25 protein-coding genes are annotated in these 25142 nt (G+C 63.3%); 14 read left to right on the plus strand and 11 right to left on the minus strand.

Annotation, left to right across the window (positions count from 1 at the left end; all coding sequences use genetic code 11):
- Positions 1-31: 31 nt before the first annotated feature.
- The 5 genes from ACVTFQ_RS01875 to ACVTFQ_RS01895 all read left to right on the plus strand — a co-directional run bounded on the left by ACVTFQ_RS01875 (position 32) and on the right by ACVTFQ_RS01895 (position 4972).
- The gene (locus ACVTFQ_RS01875) at positions 32-1024 is read left to right on the plus strand and encodes an MBL fold metallo-hydrolase (RefSeq protein WP_111561939.1); all 993 of its coding nucleotides are present in this window, start codon (positions 32-34) and stop codon (positions 1022-1024) included.
- A gap of 453 nt (positions 1025-1477) precedes the next feature.
- Entirely contained in the window at positions 1478-2962 is a 1485-nt protein-coding gene (gene guaB / locus ACVTFQ_RS01880) for an IMP dehydrogenase (RefSeq protein ID WP_111561764.1), read from the plus strand.
- Entirely contained in the window at positions 2962-3519 is a 558-nt protein-coding gene (locus ACVTFQ_RS01885) for a hypothetical protein (RefSeq protein WP_111561765.1), read from the plus strand. Before guaB ends, ACVTFQ_RS01885 begins: the two co-directional genes overlap by 1 nt.
- Positions 3520-3616: 97 nt before the next feature.
- The gene (locus ACVTFQ_RS01890) at positions 3617-4039 is read left to right on the plus strand and encodes an MAPEG family protein (RefSeq protein ID WP_111561940.1); all 423 of its coding nucleotides are present in this window, start codon (positions 3617-3619) and stop codon (positions 4037-4039) included.
- A gap of 288 nt (positions 4040-4327) precedes the next feature.
- Complete coding sequence (locus ACVTFQ_RS01895; RefSeq protein WP_047508486.1) at positions 4328-4972, plus strand: TetR/AcrR family transcriptional regulator; 645 nt, start codon at positions 4328-4330, stop codon at positions 4970-4972.
- A gap of 26 nt (positions 4973-4998) precedes the next feature.
- Here the strand turns inward: ACVTFQ_RS01895 and ACVTFQ_RS01900 are convergent, their stop codons facing one another.
- Positions 4999-5955: a LysR substrate-binding domain-containing protein gene (locus tag ACVTFQ_RS01900; protein ID WP_018898533.1), complete on the minus strand. Its 957-nt coding sequence runs from the start codon at positions 5953-5955 to the stop codon at positions 4999-5001.
- A 203-nt stretch (positions 5956-6158) separates the two neighbouring features.
- Between ACVTFQ_RS01900 and ACVTFQ_RS01905 the strand changes: the two genes are divergently transcribed.
- Positions 6159-6458, plus strand: coding sequence for a DUF1127 domain-containing protein (locus tag ACVTFQ_RS01905; protein ID WP_111561766.1), 300 nt, complete (start codon positions 6159-6161; stop codon positions 6456-6458).
- Between the two features lie 97 nt (positions 6459-6555).
- Here ACVTFQ_RS01905 and ACVTFQ_RS01910 read toward each other — a convergent pair whose 3' ends face one another.
- The 5 genes from ACVTFQ_RS01910 to ACVTFQ_RS01930 form a co-directional block, all read right to left on the minus strand.
- A complete protein-coding gene (locus tag ACVTFQ_RS01910; RefSeq protein ID WP_111561767.1) occupies positions 6556-7431 on the minus strand; it encodes a DUF937 domain-containing protein in 876 nt (291 codons plus the stop codon).
- 99 nt (positions 7432-7530) lie between these two features.
- Complete coding sequence (locus ACVTFQ_RS01915; protein WP_111561768.1) at positions 7531-8904, minus strand: glutamate--cysteine ligase; 1374 nt, start codon at positions 8902-8904, stop codon at positions 7531-7533.
- A 146-nt stretch (positions 8905-9050) separates the two neighbouring features.
- Positions 9051-9791, minus strand: a complete 741-nt coding sequence (locus tag ACVTFQ_RS01920) for a 16S rRNA (uracil(1498)-N(3))-methyltransferase (RefSeq protein ID WP_111561769.1) — start codon at positions 9789-9791, stop codon at positions 9051-9053.
- A 13-nt stretch (positions 9792-9804) separates the two neighbouring features.
- Positions 9805-11304, minus strand: a complete 1500-nt coding sequence (locus tag ACVTFQ_RS01925) for an inorganic phosphate transporter (RefSeq protein ID WP_111561770.1) — start codon at positions 11302-11304, stop codon at positions 9805-9807.
- Positions 11305-11368: 64 nt separating this feature from the next.
- Positions 11369-11881 carry an NUDIX hydrolase gene (locus ACVTFQ_RS01930; RefSeq protein WP_111561771.1) on the minus strand — a complete coding sequence of 171 codons (513 nt, stop codon included), beginning with the start codon at positions 11879-11881 and terminating at the stop codon, positions 11369-11371.
- Between the two features lie 449 nt (positions 11882-12330).
- Between ACVTFQ_RS01930 and ACVTFQ_RS01935 the strand changes: the two genes are divergently transcribed.
- Positions 12331-13488 carry an adenosylhomocysteinase gene (locus tag ACVTFQ_RS01935; protein ID WP_111561772.1) on the plus strand — a complete coding sequence of 386 codons (1158 nt, stop codon included), beginning with the start codon at positions 12331-12333 and terminating at the stop codon, positions 13486-13488.
- 13 nt (positions 13489-13501) lie between these two features.
- Here the strand turns inward: ACVTFQ_RS01935 and ACVTFQ_RS01940 are convergent, their stop codons facing one another.
- Complete coding sequence (locus tag ACVTFQ_RS01940; RefSeq protein WP_111561773.1) at positions 13502-14413, minus strand: agmatinase; 912 nt, start codon at positions 14411-14413, stop codon at positions 13502-13504.
- Between the two features lie 92 nt (positions 14414-14505).
- On the minus strand, positions 14506-15504 hold the full coding sequence (locus ACVTFQ_RS01945) for a zinc-dependent alcohol dehydrogenase family protein (RefSeq protein ID WP_111561774.1): 999 nt from the start codon (positions 15502-15504) through the stop codon (positions 14506-14508).
- Between the two features lie 101 nt (positions 15505-15605).
- Here ACVTFQ_RS01945 and ACVTFQ_RS01950 point away from each other — a divergent pair, with 101 nt between their 5' ends.
- Positions 15606-16457 carry a LysR family transcriptional regulator gene (locus ACVTFQ_RS01950; protein ID WP_111561775.1) on the plus strand — a complete coding sequence of 284 codons (852 nt, stop codon included), beginning with the start codon at positions 15606-15608 and terminating at the stop codon, positions 16455-16457.
- Positions 16458-16460: 3 nt separating this feature from the next.
- Here the strand turns inward: ACVTFQ_RS01950 and ACVTFQ_RS01955 are convergent, their stop codons facing one another.
- Positions 16461-17357, minus strand: a complete 897-nt coding sequence (locus ACVTFQ_RS01955; RefSeq protein ID WP_112435975.1) for a LysR family transcriptional regulator — start codon at positions 17355-17357, stop codon at positions 16461-16463.
- A gap of 134 nt (positions 17358-17491) precedes the next feature.
- On the opposite strand from ACVTFQ_RS01955, the gene ACVTFQ_RS01960 reads away from it, so the two are divergent.
- The 4 genes from ACVTFQ_RS01960 (at position 17492) to ACVTFQ_RS01975 (ending at position 22151) form a co-directional block, all read left to right on the plus strand.
- Positions 17492-18931, plus strand: a complete 1440-nt coding sequence (locus ACVTFQ_RS01960) for an FAD-binding oxidoreductase (protein WP_111561777.1) — start codon at positions 17492-17494, stop codon at positions 18929-18931.
- Positions 18928-20127 carry an FAD-binding protein gene (locus ACVTFQ_RS01965; RefSeq protein WP_111561778.1) on the plus strand — a complete coding sequence of 400 codons (1200 nt, stop codon included), beginning with the start codon at positions 18928-18930 and terminating at the stop codon, positions 20125-20127. The genes ACVTFQ_RS01960 and ACVTFQ_RS01965 overlap by 4 nt, the downstream gene beginning before the upstream one ends.
- A 216-nt stretch (positions 20128-20343) precedes the next feature.
- Positions 20344-21657, plus strand: coding sequence for a glycolate oxidase subunit GlcF (glcF, locus tag ACVTFQ_RS01970; protein WP_111561779.1), 1314 nt, complete (start codon positions 20344-20346; stop codon positions 21655-21657).
- 56 nt (positions 21658-21713) lie between these two features.
- Positions 21714-22151, plus strand: a complete 438-nt coding sequence (locus tag ACVTFQ_RS01975; RefSeq protein ID WP_111561780.1) for a hypothetical protein — start codon at positions 21714-21716, stop codon at positions 22149-22151.
- 103 nt (positions 22152-22254) lie between these two features.
- Here the strand turns inward: ACVTFQ_RS01975 and ACVTFQ_RS01980 are convergent, their stop codons facing one another.
- Positions 22255-22926, minus strand: a complete 672-nt coding sequence (locus ACVTFQ_RS01980) for a L,D-transpeptidase (RefSeq protein WP_112435974.1) — start codon at positions 22924-22926, stop codon at positions 22255-22257.
- A gap of 123 nt (positions 22927-23049) precedes the next feature.
- On the minus strand, positions 23050-23793 hold the full coding sequence (locus tag ACVTFQ_RS01985; RefSeq protein WP_111561782.1) for a L,D-transpeptidase: 744 nt from the start codon (positions 23791-23793) through the stop codon (positions 23050-23052).
- A 212-nt stretch (positions 23794-24005) separates the two neighbouring features.
- Here ACVTFQ_RS01985 and ACVTFQ_RS01990 point away from each other — a divergent pair, with 212 nt between their 5' ends.
- Both ACVTFQ_RS01990 and ACVTFQ_RS01995 read left to right on the plus strand, forming a co-directional pair.
- On the plus strand, positions 24006-24635 hold the full coding sequence (locus ACVTFQ_RS01990) for a DNA-3-methyladenine glycosylase I (RefSeq protein ID WP_018898551.1): 630 nt from the start codon (positions 24006-24008) through the stop codon (positions 24633-24635).
- A complete protein-coding gene (locus ACVTFQ_RS01995; RefSeq protein ID WP_181459215.1) occupies positions 24632-25132 on the plus strand; it encodes a hypothetical protein in 501 nt (166 codons plus the stop codon). Before ACVTFQ_RS01990 ends, ACVTFQ_RS01995 begins: the two co-directional genes overlap by 4 nt.
- Positions 25133-25142 lie beyond the last annotated feature (10 nt).

The raw sequence follows: 25142 nt of genomic DNA on the forward strand, positions 1-25142 counted from the left end.
ATGCGCCGTGCGTTATTGCAAAGGATGGAACATGGCGATTTCGATGGGGATGAACAGGCGCGCGTTTGTAGCGGCAGGCGTTGGCCTGCTGGCCGCGCCCATGATTTTGAAAGAGACGGCCGTGATGGCCGCAACCGGAGACAACACCAAGATGGATGCGACAACGCAGCCCCAGTTCAATCAGTTCAAGCTCGGCTCCTTCAAGTTCACCGTCGTCAAGGACGGTGGCGTGGTTGGCGAAAAGCCGAATGAAACCTTCGGCACCAACCAGACGCCGGAAACCGTCCAGGCCCTACTCGCCAAGAACTTCCTGCCGACGGACAAGTTCGTCAACACCTTCGCGCCCTTCGTGGTCGATACCGGCTCCGACGTGATCCTTGTCGATACCGGCTTCGGCGAAAGCGGCCGCGCCAAGGGCAACGGCCAGCTCGCAGCCGGCCTCAAGGCCGCCGGCTACTCGACCGACGACATCACCATCGTCGCGCTCACCCATCTGCATGGCGATCACATCGGCGGCCTCATGGAAGGCGGCAAGCCGGCCTTCGCCAAGGCGCGTTACATCGCCGGCAAGACCGAATACGACTTCTGGACCGACAAGGCCCGCGAGGGAACGCCGGCCGAGGGTAACCAGAAGGCTGTTCTCGCCAATGTCGTGCCGCTGGCCGAGAAGATGACCTTCATCGGCGAGGGCGACACGATCGCCTCCGGCATCACCGCGATGATGGCCCCGGGCCACACGCCCGGCCACATGATCTTCAACATCGAGTCGGACGGAAAGCGCCTGATCGCCACCGGCGATACCGCCAACCACTACATCCTGTCGCTGCAGAACCCGACCTGGGAAGTCCGCTTCGATATGGACAAGGCCCAGGCAGCCGCCACCCGCAAGAAGGTGTTCGACATGATCGCTGCCGACAAGGTGCCTTTCCTCGGTTACCACATGCCGTTCCCGGCCGTCGGCTATGCGGAAGTTTACGAAAGCGGCTACCGCTTCGTTCCCAAGACCTACCAGTTCGACCTCTGATCCTGCTGCATGGCAGCCATACCAAGCCCGGCCACCGCGTCGGGCTTGTCGTGTTTTTGGGGTGCGCTTCTCCGCGGGAAAGCGCGCCAGCCTCTCTTCACCCTCATTCCTGTGCCCGTCACAGGAATCCAGCCGACGCGGGTCGGCGCGGCGAGAAGAGTCCATTGCTCTCAAGGACTTGAGCGTGCCGCATCCCTGTGACGGGCATAGCGATGAGGATGCGGTGAGGGCGGCGCGAAACCTTAGCCGACGTGCTTTCGGCGCAAGAGAGCACATGCCGGTTGCTCTCTCGCGTCGCTCACGCCACCCACGGCCGGCCACATTTTTTACTATTCCCTTAACGCCATAGACGTGGTACCAGCCCTCGCCAACTTCCAAAGCAACCTTACACATCGCCGGTGCGGATAAGACGTTCCGGGTGAGGGTGCATTTTTCTTTTATAAGGAATTGGCCATGGCTCGCATCATTGAAACGCCGACCGGTTTAGACGCACTCACCTTCGATGACGTGCTGCTGCAGCCTGGTCACTCCGACGTCCTTCCGGGCCAGACCAGCGTCGCGACGCGCATTGCCACCGATTTCGAACTCAACATACCCATTATCTCGTCCGCCATGGACACCGTCACCGAAAGCCGCCTGGCGATCGCCATGGCGCAGGCCGGCGGCCTCGGCGTCATTCACAAGAACCTGACCCCGATCGAGCAGGCCGAGCAGGTCCGCCAGGTCAAGAAGTTCGAAAGCGGCATGGTCGTCAACCCTGTCACCATCGGCCCGGATGCGACGCTTGCCGATGCGCTGGCGCTGATGAAGATCCACAGCATCTCCGGCATCCCGGTCGTTGAAAAGTCCGGCCGCCTCGTCGGCATCCTCACCAACCGCGACGTCCGCTTCGCCTCCGATCCCGCCCAGAAAATCTACGAGCTGATGACCCGCGAGGGCCTCGTCACGGTCAAGGAAACCGTCGACCAGCAGGAGGCCAAGCGCCTGTTGCACGCCCACCGCATCGAAAAGCTGCTGGTGATCGATGGCGAAGGCCGTTGCGTCGGTCTCATCACCGTCAAGGACATTGAGAAGTCGCAGCTCAACCCGAATGCTTCCAAGGATGCGCAGGGCCGCCTTCGCGCCGCAGCCGCAGTCGGCGTTGGTGACGATGGCTTCGAGCGCGCCGAGCGCCTGATCGAGGCCGGCGTCGACCTGCTCGTCGTCGATACCGCCCACGGCCACTCGCAGGGCGTTCTGAACGCCGTCGCGCGCGTCAAGAAGCTCTCCAACTCCGTGCGCATCATGGCCGGCAATGTCGCCACGTCTGATGGCACCAAGGCGCTGATCGATGCAGGCGCGGATGCGGTCAAGGTCGGTATCGGCCCGGGTTCGATCTGCACCACCCGCATCGTCGCCGGCGTCGGCGTTCCGCAGCTCGCCGCCATCATGTCGGCGGTCGAAGCGGCCCGCGCCCAGGACGTCCCCGTCATCGCCGATGGCGGCATCAAGTTCTCCGGCGACGTCGCCAAGGCAATCGCATCCGGCGCATCCGCCGTCATGATCGGCTCGCTGCTTGCCGGCACCGACGAAAGCCCGGGCGAAGTCTACCTCTACCAGGGCCGTTCCTTCAAAGCCTATCGCGGCATGGGCTCCGTTGGCGCCATGGCCCGCGGTTCGGCGGACCGCTACTTCCAGGCGGAAGTGCGCGACACCCTGAAGCTCGTTCCCGAGGGCATCGAAGGTCAGGTGCCCTACAAGGGCCCGGTCTCCGGCGTCCTGCATCAGCTCGCCGGCGGCCTGAAGGCTGCCATGGGCTATGTCGGCGGCAAGGACCTCAAGGACTTCCAGGAACGCGCCACCTTCGTGCGCATCTCCGGCGCCGGCCTGCGCGAAAGCCATCCGCACGACGTCACCATCACCCGCGAAAGCCCGAACTACCCGGGTTCCGGCGCCTGATGAACGACGCGAGCAGCCGTATTCCGACCTCGGTCGTCGCGCTGCTCGCGGCCATTTCCCTGGGTGTCTTCATCTGGATGCTCCTGGGCTACGTCCTGCCGTTTCAGGATATGACCCACGCCGCGATGCTCGAAGCGCGGCTGGGTCGCTACGATGCGAGCGATATCGACGCCATGCGCGGCTTGCTCGAGCGAAAGCCGGAAGCGCGCGACTTGCTTGTCGCCATGCATCGCGGGCCTGATCTCATCCTGCCATTCGTGCTGACGGCGTTCCTGTTCATTGTTCTCGCCAAGCTGCGCCCCGCAGGTCGCTACTTCAATCGTCCGATGCATCCCTTGATGATCGCCGCGATCTATGCGCTGCCCTTCATCTACGGCTTCTCCGACTATGCCGAGAACATCCTGACCGACAACCTCTTCGCCGGCGGCGCCGAGTGGAGCTTCGCCGCGGCATTGCTGCCATGGGCGTCGAGCCTGAAGTTCGCGAGCCTGACCGTCTGCGTCATCGTCATCCTGCGCTTCCTCGTCTACCGCATCGTGCCGCCGACGGATCGCTGACGTCACTGGCCCAACCGACACTGGTAACCCCGGTTCGTTTGCTCTAAAGCTCTGGCACCAAAAGAAAACTGGCTAAGGAGACGAGCATATGACCGGAATGACAGGCTATGAGATGTTCTGGCCCATCATCGCCCATGCGGCGCTGGTCTACCTGCTCTACATGCTCCTCGGCTATCGCCGCCAGAAGATGCTGAAGTCAGGCAAGGTGCATGTATCCGACTATCGCGAAAACCGCGGCGAGCCGACCGAAAGCCTGATCGTCAAGAACAGCCTAGCCAATCAGTATGAGCTGCCGGTGCTGTTCTACGCCTGCTGCATCCTTCTCTACATGACCGAAGCGGATAACCTGATCGCGCTTGTGCTCGCCTGGATCTTCGTCGCCTTGCGCTATGTCCACGCCTTCGTCCACGTCACCAGCAACAACCTGCGCTACCGCAGCCCGCTCTTTGCCGCCGGCTATCTGGTGCTCGGCGTCATGTGGGTCTGGCTTGCCGTCTGGATAATGTTCCCGAACGGCTGAGCGGTCGGGAATCATAGTCTCTCTCCACGAATCAGTGGCACGGGCGGTTTTCTATAAGCGACACCGTTAAAAGCGTGTCGCGGCCGGTGTTCAGCCCGAAAATGGCGTAAATTTACCCTCGGGAACCGACCAAATCAGGGCTTATCACCCGGGTTTGGTTGAGCTTTTGCCGATCGTTAGAATACAAGCTTTCTCGTTTACGCCTCATGAAGGCCTGCATGTCATATCGGCCGAAAGGGCCGGTTTTGGGCAATGTCCGGTCTGCGAATAAGAGGGATGGGGAACGACATGAACGTCGGGAGCTTCGATCGCATTGGCCTCCGCAGGAAGCCGAAACAGGAACGCAGTATTCAGAGGCTGGACCTGATCTTGTCCGCCGCCTCGGAGCTGATTGCAGCCAAGGGTGTCGGCGCCATGCGCATGACCGAACTCGCGGTCGCCGCCAACGTGCCGATCGGCTCGGTCTACCAGTATTTCCCCGAGAAGGCGGCGATCGTCAAAGCGCTGTTCGACCGCCACTCGCTGGCCATCCGCGCAAGGGTTGCGGACGCCTTTGCGTCGGTGCAATCGGTGCCCGAAGCGCTCGATGTGCTCGAAGCCACAATCGACTGGCACTATGAGGACTACCGCAACGATGCCGCAAGCCTCGGCATCTGGCTCGGCACCGAGACCGATCAGGATCTCTCGCAGCTCAATGTGGAGCACAACAGCCGCATTGCCCGGATCTTTCGCGAAACCGCCCAGCGCATCGCGCCCGAACTCAGCGATGTCGATACCGAGGCGCGCACCTATCTGTTCAGCCACCTGATTGGCTCGTCGGTCAGGCTCGCTGTCACAAGCGATCCCTTCTTTGCCGCACGCATCCTGCAAGAATGCAAATGCCTCGTGCGCACATCCTTCTTTACAGCCATGCCCGCGGAGCTGGTCGGCTGATGATGCGGATTACCAGCTGATGCCAATTACCAGCTGGTCACCGTGTTCGCGACCTTCAGGCGCGGCTGGGCGCGTACGTAAGTGCCTTTCACCTCCGCGTCGAGATTGTCCTCCACCACGGCAGGCGTGATGTTGTCGAGGCAGGCGGTGATGTGCGCGGTGATCGCATTCATCAGCGAGATCGAGACGCCCGGCCGCTTCATGATGCCGATCTGCACCGGGGGCAGCGCAGGGAAGCCGTCCGCCTGGGTCAGAACCTTCATGCCCGTGCGCAACGCCGATTCCGGCATGGTCGAAACGGCAAGCCCGGAGAGAACCGCCGCCGCAATGACGGTGCACGACCAGCTGGTGAACAGGATCTGATGTTCGCGCCCGCCCGCGTCGAGCGCGGCTATGGCGGTCTGTCTCCACGGGCAGTCGCGGCGACCGACGGCGAGCGGCACCGGCGCATCGTCGCGGATCGGATGGTTGGCCGAGCCGACCCAGCAGAGCGGCTCGGTCCGGACCACGTCGGACATGCGCACGCGCGGATTATGTGTCACCAGCGCAATGTCGAGTTCGCCCCGGTGCATGCGCTCGGCGAGATCGACCGATGGCTCGCAGACGATATAGAGCTCGACATTCGGATGCGTCTTGGCGAAGCGGCCGATGATCTCGGGCATGTAGCGCTCGGCGTAGTCGTCGGGCGTGCCGATCCTGAGCGTGCCCTCAAGCCGGTTGTCGTCGAAGGCGGCGATAGCCTCATTGTTGAGGCGGATGATGCGGCGGGCATAGTTGAGCAGCTTCTCGCCCTCGACGGTCAGCCGGTTGCCGCGGCCGTCCTTGATGAACAGCTGCTTGCCGATCCGCTCCTCAAGGCGGCGCATCTGCATCGAAACGGCGGATTGCGTCTTGTAGACCCGGTCGGCGGCCTTGGTGAAGCTGCCGGAATCGATGATCGCGATGAAGGTCTGCAGCTGGTCAATATCAAGAGGCGCGGCCATGGTTCTCACCTATAAACATCTCTGATGATAATCATTAGAAACATTCGTTGGACTGATCAATAGCCGTTTGGCATCTTGTGGCTGCAAATCAATCAAAGTGATGGACAGGCAAATCGGCCTGTCCGCTCGAAAACCAACTTGCCTCTCCGTGCCCGATCGCGCGGAAAGGGCGGGTTGTTGCGCGCCCATGAAAGGATCATCCCATGCGCACGACAGACCGGATATTAGAACTCGACTGCAACCCCGCGACCAAGACCTATTCGCAGCGTCTCGTCGCCGGTTTCGCAACGCTGGCATCCGTACTGCGCGTGTTCCGCAATCGTATGGAGATCAACGCGCTGCACGAGCTCGACGACAACCAGCTGAAGGATATCGGCCTTTCCCGGGCCGATCTCGACGCTGCTTTCCTGGCCTCGACCTTCTTCGAGGATCCGTCGGATCAGCTGACGCGGTCCGCGCGCAACCGCGGCCGCAATTCGCTTCACCGGCTCCGCCAGGATTAAGCCGAAACCAGTTTTCCCCGCAGGGTGATAGCCAATAACCCTGCCTCTTGCCCGGTGCCGACCTCCCAGTCGTCTCCGGGTTTTTTTATGCCTGCTGTCAGGGCTTTGGAGAGGAGGGCGGCGTCTTCGGCATATAGCTCTCGAAGATCGCTTCCATGCTCTTCTGGTAGCCCTTTTGCACTTCGAGCCCGCTGTCGAACATGGTGTTCAGCATGTCCATGTAGCTGGAGGCCTCGGGCGCCTTGTCCGTCTTCTCGCTGGCCTTCGGCGCTTCCGCGGGTTTCTGCGGCGCGGGCTGGGCGAAGCTGCCCATCATTTCCTGGAATGCCTTGGTGAAGGGATTGTCGAGGAAGGGATTGGCCGGTGCCGCCTTTTCAGGCTCCGGCTTCGGCACGCTGAACATCAGTTGCATCGCCTGCGTGAATGGATTGTCGAAGATGCTCGGCTGCGGCGTCGGCGCCTGCTTCGGCGCGAAGCCGGTGGCTTGCAGCCACTGCTGGATGCTCTCGCCCATTGCCGTGTTGACGAAGGGGTTTACCGGCGCGTTCATCTGCCCCATCGATTGCTTGAACAGCCCGCCCATCAGCGTGCCGGCCATGATCGGCAGCATCTGCTTGTAGATTTCCTGGCCGATCCCGGTCATCTGCGCTGCCTGCGCCGCAACTGCCCGCGACACCTCCTTGGAGCCGAAGAGCTGCGCCAGGATGTCGTTGCCGTCGGAGATCCCCTGCGGCGTGAACGCCTTGCTCATGTCCTCGAAATACTTGGCATAGTTGCCTGACGACACCGCCTGCATCAGGCCCATGAAATCGTAGGGGTTGCTGCTGCTCCGCTTCAGTCCTGCCGAGAAGGCCGGCATCAAGGCGGCCATCGCCTGCGTCGCCTGTTCCTGCGCCAGGTTGAACTGCTTGGAGATCGCGTCCATCGCCGCGCCGTTCTGCGCCTGCATCATCATGTCGAAGAGTGGCAGCATGGAAAAGCCCTTTCCCGGTTCGCGACGCATGATCGCGTCACTATAGCCGGAAAAAGGAATGCGCAAACCGCTTTTTGCAGAAGGGCTTAGTGGCTGCCTTTAGTATTGATACTCTTCGAACACGGGCTCGACCGAACCGTTCCAGCGGCCGTTGTAGAGTGCCAGCAGGTCTTCCGCCAACGTTGCCTTCTTGGCCATCACCTCATCGAGCGGCGACAGGAAGATCGCCTCGTCCTGGCCTTCGCTGTTGAGCTTGCCGCGCGCCTTGAGGCCAGCCTTGGAAATGGCAAGCACGTCGCGTGCCGTATCGTAAAGCGTGTGGCCACGGAATGCGGCCTTCAGCCCCTCGGCCGGCACCGCGTTGCGCAGCGTGTTGACCTCGTCGAAGCCCCAGTCCTTGGTCAGCTGGTCGGCCGCCTCGAGTGCGGTTGCGTCGTAGAGCAGCCCAACCCAGAAGGCCGGCAGCGCGCAGATGCGGCGCCACGGGCCGCCATCGGCGCCGCGCATTTCGAGGAAACGCTTCAGGCGCACGTCGGGGAAGAGCGTCGAGAGATGGTTGGTCCAGTCGCCCATCGTCGGCTCCCAGGCGGCAACCTCGCCCTTCAGCGCGCCGTTCATGAACTGGCGGAAGGTGATGTGGGTACAGTCCTTGTAGCGGCCATCGCGGACGATGAAGTACATCGGCACGTCGAGCGCCCATTCAACATAGTCGTTGAAGCCGAAATCGTCGCGGAAGGTGAAGTCGAGCAGGCCGGAGCGGTTGTTGTCGGTGTCGCGCCAGATATCGCCGCGCCAGGACTGCAGCCCGTTCAGCTTGCCTTCGGTGAAGGGGGAGGAGGCAAACAGCGCCGTTGCCAGCGACTGCAGCTTCATCGATACGCGCATCTTCTTGCGCATGTCGGCCTCGGATGAGAAGTCGAGGTTCACCTGGATCGTGCAGGTCCGGTACATCATGTCGAGGCCCTGCGTGCCGACCTTCGGCATGTAGCGGCTCATGATGCCGTAGCGCGACTTCGGCATGACGGGGGTCTCAGCAAGCGTCCACTTCGGGCTGCCGCCGATGCCCAGGAAGCGAATGCCCATCGGCTCGGCGATCTCGCGCAGCACCGCCAGGTGCGCGTTGGATTCCTTGCAGGTCTGGTGGATGTTTTCGAGCGGCGCGCCCGAGAGTTCGAACTGCCCTCCCGGCTCGATCGAGATGGCGCCCATGCCCGAGGGTTCGGAAAGGCCGATGATGTTCTCGCCGTCGAGGATCGGCTCCCAGCCGCTCTTGGCTTCGAGACCCTTCAGCAGGCCGGAAATGCTGTTTTCGCCGAAATAGGGAACCGGGCTGTTATCGGCGCGGAAGAAGGCGAACTTCTCGTGTTCGGTGCCGATGCGGAACTTCTCTTCCGGCTTGTTTCCCGCCGCAAGATAATCGGTCAGCTCCTGAACCGAAGAGAGCGGGGTCTGGTCGGTGGTATCGCGAGCCATTCAAGTAACCTGTATTCGGGAAACGCCCGGAAAGTATCCGGACAGTAGGAAGGGTGATTAGGACCGCTGGCACGTATGTTGCAAGTGAAATTGTTTCAACCAGCCATCAAAAAAATACCAGCAACTGTGGCCCGTTGCCCACGCGGCTATTGGTTCCAGTCGCCGAGTGCCGCCTGTATCACTGCCATGGCGGCAACGGCTGCGGTATCGGCGCGCAATATTCTCGGTCCGAGCGGGATGGCGGTCACGAAATCGAGGCTGCGCAGCCGCGCGCGCTCGTCCTCGGAAAAGCCGCCCTCGGGCCCGACGAGCAGCGCCAGCTTGCGCTCTTTTACCGCGGAGAGGATCGGCAGCGGGTTCTGCCCGGCATCGCCCTCGTCGCAATAGATGATCCGCCGATCGCTCGGCCATCCGTCGAGCATGTCGAAAAGCCGCACCGGTTCGGCGACCTCTGGGATACCGAGAATGCCGCATTGCTCGGCCGCCTCGATGACATTGGCGCGGAGCTTGTCGAGCTTGTTGATCTTGCCCTGCACGTGCTGCGTCATCACGGGCTGCAGCATGCCGGCGCCCATCTCCACGGCCTTCTGCACGAGATAATCCAGCCGCCCGACCTTCAGCGGCGCGAACAGATAATGCAGGTCGGAAGGCTCCGGCTGCGGCCGTGTCTGCTCCTCGGGCACGATCATAATGCGCTTGCGGGTCGGCAGCGAAAGCCTTGCCTTCCACTCGCCGTCGCGGCCGTTGAAGACGAGAATCTCCGCGCCGTCGCCCATCCTCAGCACGTTGGCCAGATAATTGTACTGGTCCGGCGTCGCCTCGGCGGCCACGCCTTTGGAGAGGGGTGCGGCGACAAACAGCCGTTGCATTCTGAAATTGGCGCGCATCGAAATGTCCTGGCTAAACGAAGAGCGCGACCATAGCCCAATAGAGCGCGGCCGCAAGCACGGCGGATGCCGGCACGGTGATGACCCAGGCGGCGATGATCGTCATGAAGTGCGAGCGCCGCACCAGCCGGCGCCGGCGCACCTCGTGGGTGTTGGGATCGTCGGGCTCCTCCAGCATCCAGACCTCGGCCTTGCGGCGCATATATTCGATCCGGCGCTTGGAGTTGCGGGTGTACCATTCGCGAAAGAAGCCGACACCGAACACCGCACCAACAGCGATATGCGTCGTACTGACCGGCAGCCCGAGCCAGGAGGCGACGATGACGGTGAAGGCCGTTGCCATCGCCACGCAATAGGCGCGCATCGGGTTGAGCTTGGTGATCTGCTCGCCGACGAGGCGGATCAGGCGCGGCCCGAACAGCAGCAGACCGACCGAAATGCCGAGCGCCCCGATCAGCATCACCCAGAGCGGCGGTTCTGAGCCGCGGATGAGAGGCTGTCCAAAGGACACGCGCACGATCGCCGATAGCGGGCCGACGGCGTTGGACACGTCGTTGGCGCCGTGCGCAAAGGAGAGAAGTGCCGCCGCACCGATCAGCGGCATCTGGAACAGCACCCGCAGCGAGCTGTTTCGGTTCTCCAGCCCCTGCGCCCGCATATTGACCAACGGCCGCGCCACCAGCCAGCCGACGACGCCCGCGGCAATGCCGAGCAGGATGATCGTCGACGTCGAGAACGCGTTCATGCGTTCAAGCTGCAGGATCATGTAGGCCGTGAAACCGCCCACCATGATGGCGATGAGCACCGGCACCCAGCGCTTGGCCGAGCTGATCTTGTCCTCGCGGTAGATGATCAGCGTCTTGACGAGATAGAGCATGCCGGCGGCAATCACGCCGGCGATCAGCGGCGAGGTCATCCAGCTGGAAGTGATCTCGGCCAGAACCCGCCAGTTCACCGGCCCCGGGCCGAGCGCGCCCACGCCCGCGCCAATCACCGCGCCGACGATCGAGTGCGTGGTCGAAACGGGCGCGTGCAGCCATGTCGCGAGGTTGATCCAGAGCGCCGCCGCCATCAGCGCCGCCATCATGATCCAGGAGAGCGTGGCGGGCGGGATCTGCGAGGCGTCGACGATGCTCGAAGAGATCGTCTTCACCACCGCGCCACCTGCTATCGTCGCGCCGAGGATCTCGAAGATAGCGGCGATGACAAGCGCCTGGCCCATGGTCATGGCGCGGGCGCCGACGGCAGCGCCGACGTTGTTGGTCACGTCGTTCGCACCGATGTTCATGGCCATGTAGGCCGCAAGGGCTGCGGCCGCGATCACCAGCCCCGCATCGGGGCGGCCGAAAACGTAGATCGCCGCAAACAGCATGGCGAGGCCGAGAAAGACGAAGCCGATCCCCGGCGCCACCAGCTTGCGCGAGACGTATTTCGACGCATCCTCGACCTGCGTGAGCTTGTCGAGATCCTTGTCGAGCGTGCGTTTGGTGAGGACGGTGGGACGTTCGGGCATGCTGTTCCTTGTGATTGAGGCCCGCTTTTGCGCCGCTAATTCTAGCAGCGCAAGATGGCAGGAATCATTCAGCCGGAATTTGCTTCAGCGCCAGCGGCTCGAGTTGCTCGGTCATGCGCCGCTTGAAGAGCAGGAAGAGATCGCGCAGTTCCGGCTCGTTGACGCGCTTGGCGGCCTCTTCGCAGGAAACCCACTCGTAACGCCGCTCGCCCTTTTCCTTGAAGCTCTTGGCGATCGTCGAGACCTCGAGCACGTAGACCTGAACCTTGCAGGTCACCTTCAGCCCGTTCTTCAGCACCTTGGGATAGTGGTAGCAGCCGATCGTCTGGCTCTCGACTGTCCCGCGCACGCCTGCTTCCTCGTAAGCCTCGCGAGCGGCGACCTCATAGGAGGTCTTGCCGTCCATCGGCCATCCCTTGGGGATCACCCAGCGGCCGGTATCGCGGCTGGTCAGAAGCAGCACCTCAAACGCGCCGGTCTTGCCCTTCGTCCGGTAGCAGAGCGCAGCATATTGCTGGCGCGGAGGGCGCCGGAACATCAGCTGGACATCGGAGGCGAGGCGGGCAAGTAGGCTCAACGGTCGGGTCACCTTTATCGGTTGGGTGCGTATATTAGTGTCTCATGGAAAGCTTGCGCGATCCATGTGTGTGTTTTGCTTTCGGTTCAGGCTTTATATCTATCAATAGAGCCTTTCGTTTTGGTTTCGGTTTCAAAAAACCGCCATCGAATGCTCTATTTCCGTCACGTCGAGTGCCATTCAATATGATATCGACTTTCGTCATAATCAATCGGGACGTGATGCCGCATGCCGATAGCCCCAAACATTGGCAATTCTGCGTCGGTTCTCCACAGAAAAGATTGCCCGGCTAACATCCTGAAGGGGTAGTTTTGACCCTCAAAGCCTGCTGAGGCAGGTGATCTGCCGCAGGTGAGTCGTCGTGTTTGCGTCGCTCTCCCCGAAAAAAATATCCTTGGTCGCCACCCGCCATTCGGCTTATCAATGCGTCGAAAACAGGAGGATGGTTCATGGTATCGGAAGCAACGCGCATCGATTGGATCGGAGGCAGCTGCCGGCTGCTGCAGGCAACGGCGGCGGAGTTCCGCGACACGCGTCCTTTCGAGGGCCTGACGATCGGCACCGGCATCCATCTCGAACCGAAAACGGTGGCCCTTCTGATGACGCTCAACGCCGGCGGCGCGCGTCTGGTCTGCACCGGCAACCTGAACAGCACCCAGCCGGCAACGGTGGAGTATCTGCGCAGCCAGGGCATCACTGTCTTCGCCACCCAGACCACCGATCCCGCCGCGCATCATCAGAGCCTTGTTGCCGTGGTCGCCGAAAAGCCGGATCTGCTGCTCGACAATGGCGGCGATCTCTTCGCCATCGCCGCCGAAAGCCCCTACGCCAATCTCCTGGGTGGCACCGAGGAGACCACTTCCGGCCGCACCCGCCTGCTGCCGCTGCGCGACAAGCTCAACATGCCGATCCTCGTCATCAACGACAGCCCGATCAAGCAGTTCGCCGAAAACAAGCATGCCGTCGGCCAGAGCCTGTTCGAGAGCTACATGCGCTTCACCAACCGCTCCACCAACGGCAAGCGCGTCACGGTGTTCGGCTATGGCGCCTGCGGCAAGGGCACGGCCGCCTGCTTCCGCAATGCCTTCTCGCAGGTCAGCGTCGTCGATATCGACCCGGTGACCACGCTCGAAGCGCATCTGGATGGTTTCGTCACCCCGCTGCGCGATGACGCCATCCGCTCCGCCGACGTGCTCGTCACCGTCACCGGCCATCCCGATATCATCACCTTGAAGGACCTGCCGCTGATCAAGAACGGCGCGATCTTGATGAACGGCGGCCACTTCCCCAACGAGATCGACGTCGCTGCCTTCCGCGTCCACGAGGACGTCGTCGCGACCGATCGCTATCCGGCCGATGGCATCGAGACCCTGCATATGAAGGACGGTCGCGCCATCCACATCCTGGGCGGCGGTCATATGGCGAACCTCGCCGGCCCGCGCCCGCTTGGGAACTCGGTGGAATCCATGGACCTCGGCTTCACCCTGCAGGTCCGCTGCCTTGAGCGCGTCGCCAAGCGCGGCGTCGGCCCCGAAGCCTGCATCGTACCGGTCCCTGCGGATATCGACGCGATGGTGGCAAACGCCTATCTCGATCTGGCGCGGTAGGCGCGAAAGCTCGTCAGACTTGGCGGGCGATTGTCCCGATGACGTTGGTGACCACCCGCGCTGCCGTCAGCGCGGAAATACCGTCGATATCGGCGGGCGGATAGAGTTCGACGAGATCGAATCCGACGATCCGGCCTCGTCTGCCGACGCCGGCAATCAGATCGATGACCTGTGTGTATGTCAGGCCACCGGGCGATCGGGCAGCGACGCCGGGCATGATGCTGGGGTCGAGGCCATCGCAGTCCAGTGTGATCACCACCCGCGCGCCTTCGGGAACATGCCGGAGGGCGGCGTCGACGCCGTGCGCGTGAACCTCGCGAGCGGTGACGAAGCGGCTGCCATAGGCCTCAGCCGCCTCGATTTCCGTGCGGCGAGCGCTTCCGACGCCGCGCATGCCCACCTGCACCATCCCGGCGATATGTGCCATCTCGCTCGCCCGGCGCATCGGGTTGGAATAGCCGTGACGCTCGCCATGGAGCTCATCGCGCCAGTCGATGTGCGCATCGATCTGGACAATCCAGACCGGCCCGTGATCCGCGAAGCCGGCGAGGAAAGGAATAGGGACGGAATCGTCGCCGCCTAGCAGAATCGGCACGGCTGACATCGCCAGTATTTCCCGTGTCTTTGCCTCGATCAGTGCCCGATTCCGCTCGTTGTCGTGCATCTCGGTCGGCAAATCACCGGCATCGAAGCAGCATGCCGGCTTGCCGTCAAAAAGCGGTCCGCCGAGATCAAAATCCCAATGCTCGACAAGTGGTGCGTCTTCCTGGCTCGCGGCGCGGATGGCATTGGCCGCGGTGGCGTAGCCGCTGCTGTCCTTGCCGCGATAGGTGCTGCCGTGAGCGGCGCCGAAGATCACCATGCGAGGCGTGGCGCCGTCGGGAATATGAGAATTGAGACCAAGAAAGGCAGGCGAAGCGGTCATTGCGGGATCCGGATCATTGTTCGGTGGGCGCATGCACTCAAACACCGGCGGCGCTCAACGTCCATGAGAATGTTGAGCGCCGTAATCGAGCCTCAATCGATCTCGACCACCAGCTTGCCCTCGGCCTCGCGGCTTTCGATCAACCTGTGCGCCTCGGCGACATCGGCAAGCGAAAACCGCCGGCTGTCCATGCGCGGCAACAGCTTGCCCGCTTCGGCGAGCCGAGTCACTTCGCGCAGGATCTCGCCATGATGCGCGCGGCCTTCGCCTGTCAGTAGCGGCAGCAGCGTGAAGACGCCGGAGTAACTCGCCGCCTTGAAGGAGAGCGGCGCCAGCGCATGCGTACCCCATCCGAGCGCGCTCACGACATGGCCGAACCGGCCGGCCGCCTTGAACGCCATGTCGAGCCCGGCGCCGCCGACCGTATCGTAGACGACATCGAAGCCACGCCCCGCGGTATAGGTCGCGACGTGATCCTCGATCGTGCCGACGGCGCGGTCGATCGGCGTGGCGCCGAGGCTGCGGAGATAGTCCGCCTTCGCCGCGCCATCGATCGCGTAGACATCGGCGCCGACGGACGTGGCGATCTGCACCGCGATATGCCCGACCCCGCCGGCGCCGCCGATGACAAGCACGCGCTGCCCGCTCGCGACCTTCGCCCGGTCCACAAGCCCTTCCCACGCGGTGATGGCCGCCAGCGGTAGCGCTGCCGCTTCCCGCATCGACAGATTGCTCGGCTTGAGCGCGACGAGATCGGCGTCGACAGCCGCGAACTCGGCCAGCGATCCCTGAATGCCGCCGACACCGCCGGTCATGCCGTAGACCGCGTCGCCGCGACGGAAACCGGTCACATCAGGGCCGACCGCTTCGACGATACCAGCCATGTCGATGCCGAGTATGGCGGGCAGGGGATGGCGAGCATGGGCGGCGTTGCCGGCGCGGATCTTGGTGTCGAGCGGATTGACGCCGCTGGCCTGGATGCGCACCAGCACCTCGCCCTTGGCGGCCTCAGGCCGGGCAATTTCCGTCTGGCGAAATGCGCCCTGCGGTGCATCGACCAGAAGCGCTTTCATGGTGGATTTCGAAGACATGGAACACTCCTTTCGTGTTGGTGAAAGGAGGATGCGCCGTTGAAGATCGAATGGAAATCATAGATAACGTATGAAGATCATGCAGAAATGTTTGGGTGCGTATGGAGTGGAGCGATCTCAGGCTGTTCCTGGCCATTGCCAGGCTTGGCACCTTGGGTGCGGCGGCGCGCAGCCTCGGGCTGACGCAACCAACCATGGGCCGGCGTCTGCGCGCCCTTGAGGCAGCGCTCGGCCAGACGCTCTTCCAGCGCACCACGGACGGCTTCGTGCTGACCGACGAAGGCGTGGCGGTCTTCGCCCATGCCGAGCGGATCGAGGAGGAGGCGCTTACCCTGCAGCGTGAACTCGCCGGCACCGCCAGCGACCTCACCGGCTTCCTGCGCCTCTCGTCATCGGATTGGTTCGGCACTCATCTGCTGGCGCCCGTCATTGCCGAGTTTTCGCTCGCCTATCCCAAGGTCGTGGTCGAACTCCTGACCGATAGCCGCCTGCTCAGCCTCTCCCGACGCGAGGCCGACCTCGTCTTCCGCATCGCGCCCTTCACGGAGCCGGAGGTGATCTCCCGCCGGTTGCTGCGCATCGAATACGGCCTCTATATCAGGCGCGGCCTGCCGCATCCGGTCGCAGGAAGCGGGGAGGGCGCGCGCCTGGTCACCATGGACGAGGCTTTCGGCGGCATGCCCGATGTCTTGTGGCTTCAGCGCCTGCTGCCGAAGGCGTCGATCGCGCTTCGCAGCAACAACCGCGATGTCCAGGCAACGCTCTGCGCCAACGGCGCCGGCCTCGCCGTCCTGCCGCGCCCGCTTGGCGACAGCCTGGCCGCGATCGAGCGGGTCGATCTCGGCGAACCGCCGCCGGGGCGCGACACCTGGGTGGGCTATCACCGCGACATGAAGCGGATGGCGCGGCTGCGCGCGCTGCTCGATCACGTCATCGAGCGGCTGGCCAACTGATCCTTACCGTTCCCAATAGGGCACCGGCCCATAGAGCTCCGCGAGATAATCGATGAACAGCCGCACCTTGGCCGGCAGGAACTGGCGGCTCGGGTAGACGGCCGATAGCGTCACGTTGCGCGACCCCTCATAGGCCGGCAGCACCTGCACCAGCTGGCCGGATTTCAGCTCCGCGCCGATATCCCAGGTCGAGCGCAGCGCGATGCCGAGGCCGACAATCACGGCCTCGCGGATCACCTCGCTGGAATTGGTGACAAGCATCCCCTCCGGCCGGATCGACAGCGCGCCCTCGGGTCCCTCGAGCCGCCAGACGTCGTTATTGTGGGCCGGCAGGCAGCGGTGCCGCTTGAGATCGTCGATGTTCCCGGGCGTGCCATTCGCCTTGAGATAATCGGGCGAGGCGCAGAGCACCCGGCGCACCGGCGCCAGCCGGCGGGCGACGAGGCTGGAATCGGTGAGCTCCGCGATGCGGATCGCCAGATCGAACCCGCCGCCGACGATGTCGCTGAATTCGTCTGACAGCACGAGGTTGATGGCGAGATCGGGATGGGCGTCCATGAAGCGCTTCAGATGCGGTGCGATGTGCATGCGACCAAACGAGGTCGGCGCCGAGACCTTCAGCGTCCCATGCATCTGCGCCGAGCGCCCGGAAATGTAGAACTCCGCCTCCTCGAGCCCGGCCAGAATGCCGAGCACCCGGTCATAAAAACCCTGTCCGGCTTCGGTGAGCGAGATCTGCCGTGTCGTGCGCTGCAAAAGCCGCGTGCCCAGCCGGTCTTCCAGCCGCTTGATGCGCTTGGAAACCACCGCTGGCGAGAAGCCGAGCGCCCGCCCGGCAAGCGACATGCTGCCCGTCGCCGCCACCTTGGCGAAGATTTCGAGATCTCCCAGATTGGTCATGTCGCCCCGATAATTTCTTATTTTGTCATAAGTGCTTAGCATTTGCGCCGAATTGGGGAAAGTGTTAAGCTCGAAGCCTTGGCAGTATGGAGGATACAGCCGGTTTCGCCTGATGTGGCGAAGGGAGGAAAGGCATGTCCGACGCCATTTCGTTTCTCGCCCCGCGCGCCGATGTCATGGCGCGCCGCCGGCAGATCGTTGCCGATCTCGCCGATCTCCTGCCGCCGGAATGCCTGGTCTCCGAACCGCGCGAACTCATGCCTTTCGAGACCGACGCCTTCGTTTCCTACCGCCGCATGCCGCTTGCGGTCGCGCTTCCGCGCAGCACGGCCGAAGTCGCGGCGGTGATGAAGTATTGCCACCGCTACGGCATCCCCGTCGTCCCGCGCGGCGCCGGCACCTCGCTGTCGGGCGGCACCATTCCGCAGGAGGATGCAGTCGTCGTCTGCGTCTCGAAGATGAACCGCATCATCGAGATCGACCTTTTCAATCGCGCCGCGGTGGTCGAGGCCGGCGTCACAAATCTCAACATTTCCGAAGCCGTCTCCGCCGATGGCTTCTTCTACGCGCCCGATCCGAGTTCGCAGCTTGCCTGCACCATCGGCGGCAATATCGGCATGAATTCCGGCGGCGCCCACTGTCTGAAATACGGCGTCACCACCAACAACCTGCTGGGTGTGAAAATGGTGCTGGTCGATGGCACGGTCATCGATCTCGGCGGCAAGGGGCTGGATGCCGGTGGCTACGATCTCTTAGGCCTCGTCTGCGGCCACGAGGGCCAGCTCGGCATCGTGACGGAAGCCACGGTGCGCCTGATCGCCAAGCCGGAAGGCGCGCGCCCGGTGCTTTTCGGCTTTGCGACCTCGGAGGAGGCGGGCTCCTGCGTCGCTGATATCATCGCATCCGGCATCATCCCCGTCGCCGTCGAGTTCATGGACAAGCCCGCCATCGAGATCTGCGAGGCCTTCGCCAAGGCCGGCTATCCCCTTGATGTCGGCGCGCTTTTGATCGTCGAGGTCGAGGGCTCGGAAGCCGAAATGGACGACATGCTGAAGGATATCGTCGACATCGCCCGCCGCCACGGCGTCAGCACCGTGCGCGAATGCCAGTCGGCCACCGAAGCCGCATTGATCTGGAAAGGCCGCAAATCCGCCTTCGGCGCCACCGGCCGCATTGCCGATTATATCTGCATGGATGGCACCGTGCCGCTCAGCCAGCTCTCCTATGTGCTGAAGAAGACCTCCGAGATCATCGAGTGCCATGGACTGCGCGTCGCCAATGTCTTCCACGCCGGTGACGGCAACATGCACCCGCTGATCCTCTTCAACGCCAACGATCCCGATGACGCCGCCCGCGCCGAGGCGGCCGGCATGGAGATCTTGAAGCTCTGCGTCGATGCCGGCGGCTGCCTCACCGGAGAACATGGCGTCGGCATCGAGAAGCGCGATCTGATGCGCCATCAATATTCCGATGCCGATCTCGCCCAGCAGATGGCCGTCCGCGCCGCCTTCGATCCCGGCTGGCTGCTCAATCCATCGAAGGTCTTCCCGCTCGAAGGGCGCCAACCCGCATGATCGATCTATGCCCAACTACGGAGGAAGAGGCCGCCGAGATCATCCGTGCCCATGCGCAAGCCGGCACGCCGCTTGGCATCGCAGGCGGCAACACCCGCTCCGGCTTCGGCAATGCTGTGACGGCCGAACACCGCCTGCGCTCGACCGCACTGTCAGGCATCGTCGCCTATAACCCCGGCGAGATGGTGCTCACCGCCCGCGCCGGAACGCCGCTAGCCGAAATCGAGGCGGCATTGGCTAAGAGCGGCCAGACGATGGCCTTCGAGCCGATGGATCACCGCCCCCTCATGGGCACATCGGGCGAGCCGACCATCGGCGGCGTGTTCGCCGCCAACGTCTCCGGCCCGCGCCGCCTGATATCAGGCGCCGCCCGCGACAGCCTGCTCGGCGTCCGCTTCGTCAACGGGCGCGGCGAGGCGATCAAGGCCGGCGGGCGGGTGATGAAGAACGTCACCGGCCTTGACCTCGTCAAGCTGATGGCCGGTTCGCACGGCACGCTCGGCCTCATCACCGAAGTCACCTTCCGCGTGCCGCCGAGGCCCAAGTCGGAAGCGACGATCGTCATATCAGGCCTCAACGACGCCGAGGCCGCCAATGCCATGGCCGCGGCAATGGCCATGCCGGTCGAGGTCTCAGGCGCCGCCCACCTGCCGATGACCGTCGCCTGGACCTTCCTCGGCAACCGCCTGCCCGAGGGCGAGGCGACCGTGCTGCGCATCGAGGGCCTGCCGGCCTCCGTTACGACGAGAGCCGAGAAGCTGGCTTCGGCAATGGCCGCCTTCGGCCCGACCGCACGCCTCGGTGAGGATGACAGCGCCGCCCTCTGGCGCGAGATCCGCGATGTGAAACCCTACGCCGATGGTGGCCCGCGCCCCGTCTGGCGCGTCTCTGTGGCGCCGTCGGTCGGCCATCAGCTGGTCGCGGCGCTCCGGCTGGAGACCGGCGTCGACGCCTTCTACGACTGGCAGGGCGGCCTCATCTGGATGCGCATGGAAGCCGATGCCGAAGCCGATCTGCTGCGACGTTTCATGGCGGCGCTCGGCGGCGGCCACGCCACGCTGATGCGCGCGCCGGCTTCGATGCGCGCGGCGACACCGGCGTTCGAGCCGCAGGTCGATGCCGTGGCGCTGTTGTCGGCGCGGGTAAAGGAGAAGTTCGATCCGGCGGGGATTTTCAGTCCGGGGAAGATGGGGTGATTTTGATGCTGTACCGTGCCGCGCACCCCCCTCTGTCCTGCCGGACATCTCCCCCACAAGGGGGGAGATCGACTCGTTGCGACCGTTCGCCCAGACAGCGAAGGTGGAGCGAGCGGGTACGCCCAGCCAATCTCCCCCCTTGTGGGGGAGATGCCCGGCAGGGCAGAGGGGGGTACCTCACCCGCCAACCCAGCGAGAAGTGCGGACGAGCCTGACATGCAAACCAACTTCACCCCCGCCCAGCTTGCCGATCCCCATGTCGCAGCCTCCGAGCAGATCCTGCGAAAATGCGTCCATTGCGGCTTCTGCACCGCCACCTGTCCCACCTATGTGACTTTGGGCAACGAGCTCGACAGCCCGCGCGGCCGCATCTATCTCATCAAGGACATGCTGGAAAACGACCGCCCGGCCGACACGGAGGTGGTGACCCATATCGATCGCTGTCTCTCCTGCCTTGCCTGCGTGACGACCTGTCCCTCGGGCGTCGATTACATGCATCTTGTCGATCACGCCCGCGCCCATATCGAAAAGACCTACAAGCGCCCCTTCATGAACCGGCTGACGCGCGGCATTCTCGCCGCCGTTCTGCCCTATCCCGGCCGCTTCCGCCTGGCGCTTCGGCTGGCCCGCATCGGCAGGCCGCTCGAAGGCCTGTTTCGTCGCCATCAGGCCCTGAAACCCTTCGCCGCCATGCTGGCGCTCGCGCCGCGCAGCCTGCCCGCACCCTCGGATCTGGCGATGCCGGCAACACACGCAGCCGAAGCGGGCGATAGGCGAGGCCGTGTGGCGATCCTCACCGGCTGCGCCCAACAGGTGCTCGACCCCGCCATCAACGCGGCAACCATCCGGCTCCTCACCCGTCTCGGCGTCGATGTGGTCGTGCCCAAGGGAGAGGTCTGCTGCGGCTCGCTGGTCCATCACATGGGTCGCGAGGAACAGGCGCTGGCAAGCGCCCGCGCCAATGTCGATGTCTGGACCCGTGAGATCGAAGAGGGCGGGCTCGATGCCATCATCATCACCGCGTCCGGCTGCGGCACGACGATCAAGGATTACGGCCACATGCTGCGGCTCGATCCAGCCTACGCCGAAAAGGCCGCCCGCGTATCGGCGCTCGCCCGCGATGTGACCGAGTACCTGGCGACGCTCGATCTCCCCTCGCATATGCCGAGAGGGCTGACGGTCGCCTATCACTCCGCCTGCTCGATGCAGCACGGCCAGAAGATCACGCTGGCGCCGAAGCAGCTGTTGAAAGCTGCGGGCTTTACGGTGCGCGATCCGGCCGAAGGCCACCTCTGTTGCGGCTCGGCCGGCACCTACAACATCATGCAGCCGGATATTTCCGACGCGCTGAAGGCTCGCAAGGTGAAGAATATCGAGGCGACGAAGCCCGATATCATCGCCACTGGCAATATCGGCTGCATCACCCAGATCGCGTCGGCGACCGCGATCCCCATCCTGCACACCGTCGAGCTGCTCGACTGGGCCTATGGCGGCGAGATGCCCGTCAAATTAGCGGCCAGAAAAATTTAAGGGTTTGGGGCTAGCTTGAGCCGGCCGGATCGTCCGGCGGCATCTGGAGCTCAAGCATGCATCGTATCATCCTGACGTTCGTCGCTCTCCTCGGCGCCACCCAGGTCGCACAGGCCGACAGTCGGTTCTTCTGTTCCGCCGATGACAAGAACGTCCGCTTCACCGTCGAAAGCGGCTTCAAGGCCGAGCCCGGTCATGAACTCAACCACTTCAGGGGCGCCTTGATCATCAAGAACGAAACAGCCCCGCAGCCGCTCGGCCGCGTCTCGATCGATTCCGATAGCCTGAGCAATCGCTGGTCGCACAATGGCGAACTGCGTCTCGAAATTCTATACGATGGTGGAAAGGCCGCCGGCGGACAGAGCGTCAATCTCACCGTCTCCGCTGAGCAGCCGAACGGCGCAACGGCGTTTCAGGGCGTCTATGACATGACGGTTTACGGCGGCGACAAGCCGATCGCCTTCAACGGCAAGGTTAGCTGCGGGGCCAAATAGTATTGGCCGGGTGACACCGGGCCTATTCTCCCGCACCACAAAAGAAAAAGGTGGCCAGCAAGCCGGCCACCTGTCCTAATCTTTAATGGTAACGCGTGCGGCCTTAGCCGCCGAAGATCGTTCTCAGAACGTCGATGCCGCGGTCGTCGAAGGCGACGTTGCCCTGCTTGTTGCCGGGGCCGACGACGATGACCTTGGTGCCGACGGGAACGCGGTCGTAGAGATCGGCGACGTCGTCATTGACCATGCGGATGCAGCCGGAAGACAGGTTGAGGCCGATCGTCCAGGGCTGGTTGGTGCCGTGGATGCGGAAGATCGTGTCGCGGCCGCCCTGGTAGAGATACATGGCGCGGGCGCCGAGCGGATTGTCCGGGCCACCCGGCTGTACGGCCGGCAGGTTGTGGCCGGCGCGGGCCTCGCGGGCGCGCATTTCAGCCGGCGGCGTCCAGGTCGGCCATTCAGCCTTGCGGCCGATCTTCACTACGCCCGACCAGCCGAAGCCTTCGCGGCCGACACCGATGCCGTAGCGCGTGGCCTTGTTGCGGCCTTCGACGAGATACAGATACTTGTTGACCGTATCGACGATCACGGTGCCCGGCGCTTCATTGGTGATGAGGCGGACGACGCGCTTCTTGTATTGCGGCTTGACCTGCTGGCTGTGCTTGACGCCACGAACGGCATCCGTCGCCGTCATTACGGGCTCGGCGCTGGCAACGGCCACCATACCCGACATCGCAACGGCAACGGCCGCCACGAGCAGAAACACTTTCTTCATTTCGATTTCCCTCTCAAGGCACGATCGCCGGCAAAGCTAACGGAATCGACCGGGATTTCAAGCTGGAAACCCTGAAAATGCTGGGGTAGGCGGCAAGGTGTGTCCTCGCCGCCATAAGAAAATTCAGATCACGATGACCCGTGTGCCCACTTTGACACGCTCGTAGAGGTCGACGACGTCCTCGTTGCGCAGGCGAATGCAGCCCGAGGAAACGGCGCTTCCGATCGTCCACGGGGCGTTGGTGCCGTGGATGCGATAAAGGGTCGAGCCGAGATACATGGCGCGCGCGCCGAGCGGATTTTCCGGTCCGCCATCCATGCGTGCCGGCAGATAATGGCCCTTCGCCGCCTCGCGGCTGATCATTTCCGACGGCGGTGTCCAGTCCGGCCACTCGGACTTGCGGGTCACCTTGTGCACGCCGGCCCACTCGAAGCCCGGCTTGCCGACGCCGACGCCGTAACGCCGCGCCTTGCCGTTTGCCATGACCAGATAGAGGAAGCGGTTGTTGGTATCGATGACGATGGTGCCCGGCGCTTCCTTGGTCTGGTAGTCGACCATCTGCGGCAGGAACTGCGGTTCGATCTGGCCACGGATCACCGGAACGCCAGGATTGATCGCCGAGACCTGCTGTGCTGCCGGCGCGCGACGAACGGCGCGCGGAGCAAACAGTCCGCGCTGCTGCTGCACGATGACGGGGCGCTGGTAAACGACGGGGCGAACATTGCCGCCGCTGAGCTGCATGATCCACGGTGCCGCGAGATCAGGGCTCAGCACGACAGGCGGACGGGAAACGTAACGGTCGTCGCCAAGGGCGGCCGTGGAAAAGACGCCGAGCAGGGCTGCGGCGAGCAAAACGGATTTCATCATCGGACGAACTCTCTACAATGGCCGAAAATGGACGGGCGGCATCCGCCACCTGCCGATCATGCTGCCACCGCGCTCGCCAGCGAATGGTAAACCCGCGTTCACTAAAAGCCGAACTGGCCCATAAACTTTTCGTCAGGGTTATCGTTCGGTTTGGAAACAGGGTTTGCAAATGGTAAAGCCGGATTCGCAGCCGCTGAAACGAATGGAACGTGATGAGCGAGACAGGCATTACAATCGGTGAGGACGGCAAGAGCCGCTGTCATTGGCACGGCAACCTGCCGGATTATCTGCGCTATCACGACGAGGAATGGGGCAGGCCGGTCGTGAACGACATCCGCCTGTTCGAGAAGATCTGCCTCGAAGGCTTCCAGTCCGGCCTCTCCTGGCTCACTATCCTGCGCAAGCGCGAGAATTTCCGCGCGGCCTTCGCCGGCTTCGATTTCGAGAAGGTGGCGCTGTTCACAGATGAGGATGTCGAGCGTTGCGTGGCCGATGCCGGCATCATCCGCCATCGCGGCAAGATTGTCTCGACGATCAACAACGCCAAGCGCGCGATCGAGCTGCGCGACGAGTTCGGCTCGCTGGCGCATTATTTCTGGAGCTACGAGCCCGGTCATAACGAACGCCCCAAGGTGGTCGACCGCGCCACGATCATGGCAAATCCGACCACGCCCACCTCGGTCGCCATATCCAAGAATTTGAAGAAGCGCGGCTGGACCTTTGTCGGCCCGACCACAGTTTACGCATTCATGCAGGCAATGGGTCTCGTCAACGATCATCTCGAAGGCTGCTACTGCCGTCCCGAAGTAGAGGCGATGCGCGACGCATTGGTACGTCCATGAAGAAACTGAAACTGATGGCAATGGCGATCGCCGTAATCGCGATCGCGCCCGCCGCTATGGCGCAGACACCCGAGCTGCAGCGCGGCGAAAGGCTGGAAAAGCTGCAGTTTCCGGCGGCGACGATGGAGCTAAAGGGCTGGACGAAATTCGGCAACGGCAAGGTCTATACCTTGCCCGTCAAGGCCGGCCAGCATGTGAAGATTGATTTCTCGACGAAGAGCCAGTTCGCCTTTCTCGCGATCTTCGATCTCGCAGCCCCCGATGACGAGGCGATCTTCGGCACCGACGAGGACGGGCAGACTTTCCAGACCACGGTCAAGCAGGACGCCACCTGGCTGCTTCGCCCCTATTATTCCAAGGCCTCTCCAAGACGCGGCCTCGGCGCACCCTACAGCATTCTCGTGGAACCGCAGGCGGCCTCAGCCGCGCCGGCGACACCCACGCCAGCCCCTGCTGACGACAGCAAGCCGTCGCCGCTTTTTCCCTCGCGCAAGTAGGCAGAGCTTC

The organism is Rhizobium sp. O111 (assembly GCF_055616315.1).

What these genes read in the sequence shown, in the direction of transcription:
- ACVTFQ_RS01895 (WP_047508486.1), top strand. Translation starts at nt 4,328, where the DNA reads ATGAACGTCGGGAGCTTCGATCGCATTGGCCTCCGCAGGAAGCCGAAA.
- ACVTFQ_RS01905 (WP_111561766.1), top strand. Translation starts at nt 6,159, where the DNA reads ATGCGCACGACAGACCGGATATTAGAACTCGACTGCAACCCCGCGACC.
- ACVTFQ_RS01990 (WP_018898551.1), top strand. Translation starts at nt 24,006, where the DNA reads ATGAGCGAGACAGGCATTACAATCGGTGAGGACGGCAAGAGCCGCTGT.
- glcF (WP_111561779.1), top strand. Translation starts at nt 20,344, where the DNA reads ATGCAAACCAACTTCACCCCCGCCCAGCTTGCCGATCCCCATGTCGCA.
- ACVTFQ_RS01915 (WP_111561768.1), bottom strand. Translation starts at nt 8,904, where the DNA reads ATGGCTCGCGATACCACCGACCAGACCCCGCTCTCTTCGGTTCAGGAG.
- ACVTFQ_RS01985 (WP_111561782.1), bottom strand. Translation starts at nt 23,793, where the DNA reads ATGATGAAATCCGTTTTGCTCGCCGCAGCCCTGCTCGGCGTCTTTTCC.
- ACVTFQ_RS01950 (WP_111561775.1), top strand. Translation starts at nt 15,606, where the DNA reads ATGGAGTGGAGCGATCTCAGGCTGTTCCTGGCCATTGCCAGGCTTGGC.
- ACVTFQ_RS01920 (WP_111561769.1), bottom strand. Translation starts at nt 9,791, where the DNA reads ATGCGCGCCAATTTCAGAATGCAACGGCTGTTTGTCGCCGCACCCCTC.
- ACVTFQ_RS01910 (WP_111561767.1), bottom strand. Translation starts at nt 7,431, where the DNA reads ATGCTGCCACTCTTCGACATGATGATGCAGGCGCAGAACGGCGCGGCG.
- guaB (WP_111561764.1), top strand. Translation starts at nt 1,478, where the DNA reads ATGGCTCGCATCATTGAAACGCCGACCGGTTTAGACGCACTCACCTTC.
- ACVTFQ_RS01980 (WP_112435974.1), bottom strand. Translation starts at nt 22,926, where the DNA reads ATGAAGAAAGTGTTTCTGCTCGTGGCGGCCGTTGCCGTTGCGATGTCG.
- ACVTFQ_RS01955 (WP_112435975.1), bottom strand. Translation starts at nt 17,357, where the DNA reads ATGACCAATCTGGGAGATCTCGAAATCTTCGCCAAGGTGGCGGCGACG.
- ACVTFQ_RS01940 (WP_111561773.1), bottom strand. Translation starts at nt 14,413, where the DNA reads ATGACCGCTTCGCCTGCCTTTCTTGGTCTCAATTCTCATATTCCCGAC.
- ACVTFQ_RS01960 (WP_111561777.1), top strand. Translation starts at nt 17,492, where the DNA reads ATGTCCGACGCCATTTCGTTTCTCGCCCCGCGCGCCGATGTCATGGCG.
- ACVTFQ_RS01875 (WP_111561939.1), top strand. Translation starts at nt 32, where the DNA reads ATGGCGATTTCGATGGGGATGAACAGGCGCGCGTTTGTAGCGGCAGGC.
- ACVTFQ_RS01935 (WP_111561772.1), top strand. Translation starts at nt 12,331, where the DNA reads ATGGTATCGGAAGCAACGCGCATCGATTGGATCGGAGGCAGCTGCCGG.
- ACVTFQ_RS01965 (WP_111561778.1), top strand. Translation starts at nt 18,928, where the DNA reads ATGATCGATCTATGCCCAACTACGGAGGAAGAGGCCGCCGAGATCATC.
- ACVTFQ_RS01945 (WP_111561774.1), bottom strand. Translation starts at nt 15,504, where the DNA reads ATGTCTTCGAAATCCACCATGAAAGCGCTTCTGGTCGATGCACCGCAG.
- ACVTFQ_RS01995 (WP_181459215.1), top strand. Translation starts at nt 24,632, where the DNA reads ATGAAGAAACTGAAACTGATGGCAATGGCGATCGCCGTAATCGCGATC.
- ACVTFQ_RS01925 (WP_111561770.1), bottom strand. Translation starts at nt 11,304, where the DNA reads ATGCCCGAACGTCCCACCGTCCTCACCAAACGCACGCTCGACAAGGAT.
- ACVTFQ_RS01975 (WP_111561780.1), top strand. Translation starts at nt 21,714, where the DNA reads ATGCATCGTATCATCCTGACGTTCGTCGCTCTCCTCGGCGCCACCCAG.
- ACVTFQ_RS01890 (WP_111561940.1), top strand. Translation starts at nt 3,617, where the DNA reads ATGACAGGCTATGAGATGTTCTGGCCCATCATCGCCCATGCGGCGCTG.
- ACVTFQ_RS01885 (WP_111561765.1), top strand. Translation starts at nt 2,962, where the DNA reads ATGAACGACGCGAGCAGCCGTATTCCGACCTCGGTCGTCGCGCTGCTC.
- ACVTFQ_RS01900 (WP_018898533.1), bottom strand. Translation starts at nt 5,955, where the DNA reads ATGGCCGCGCCTCTTGATATTGACCAGCTGCAGACCTTCATCGCGATC.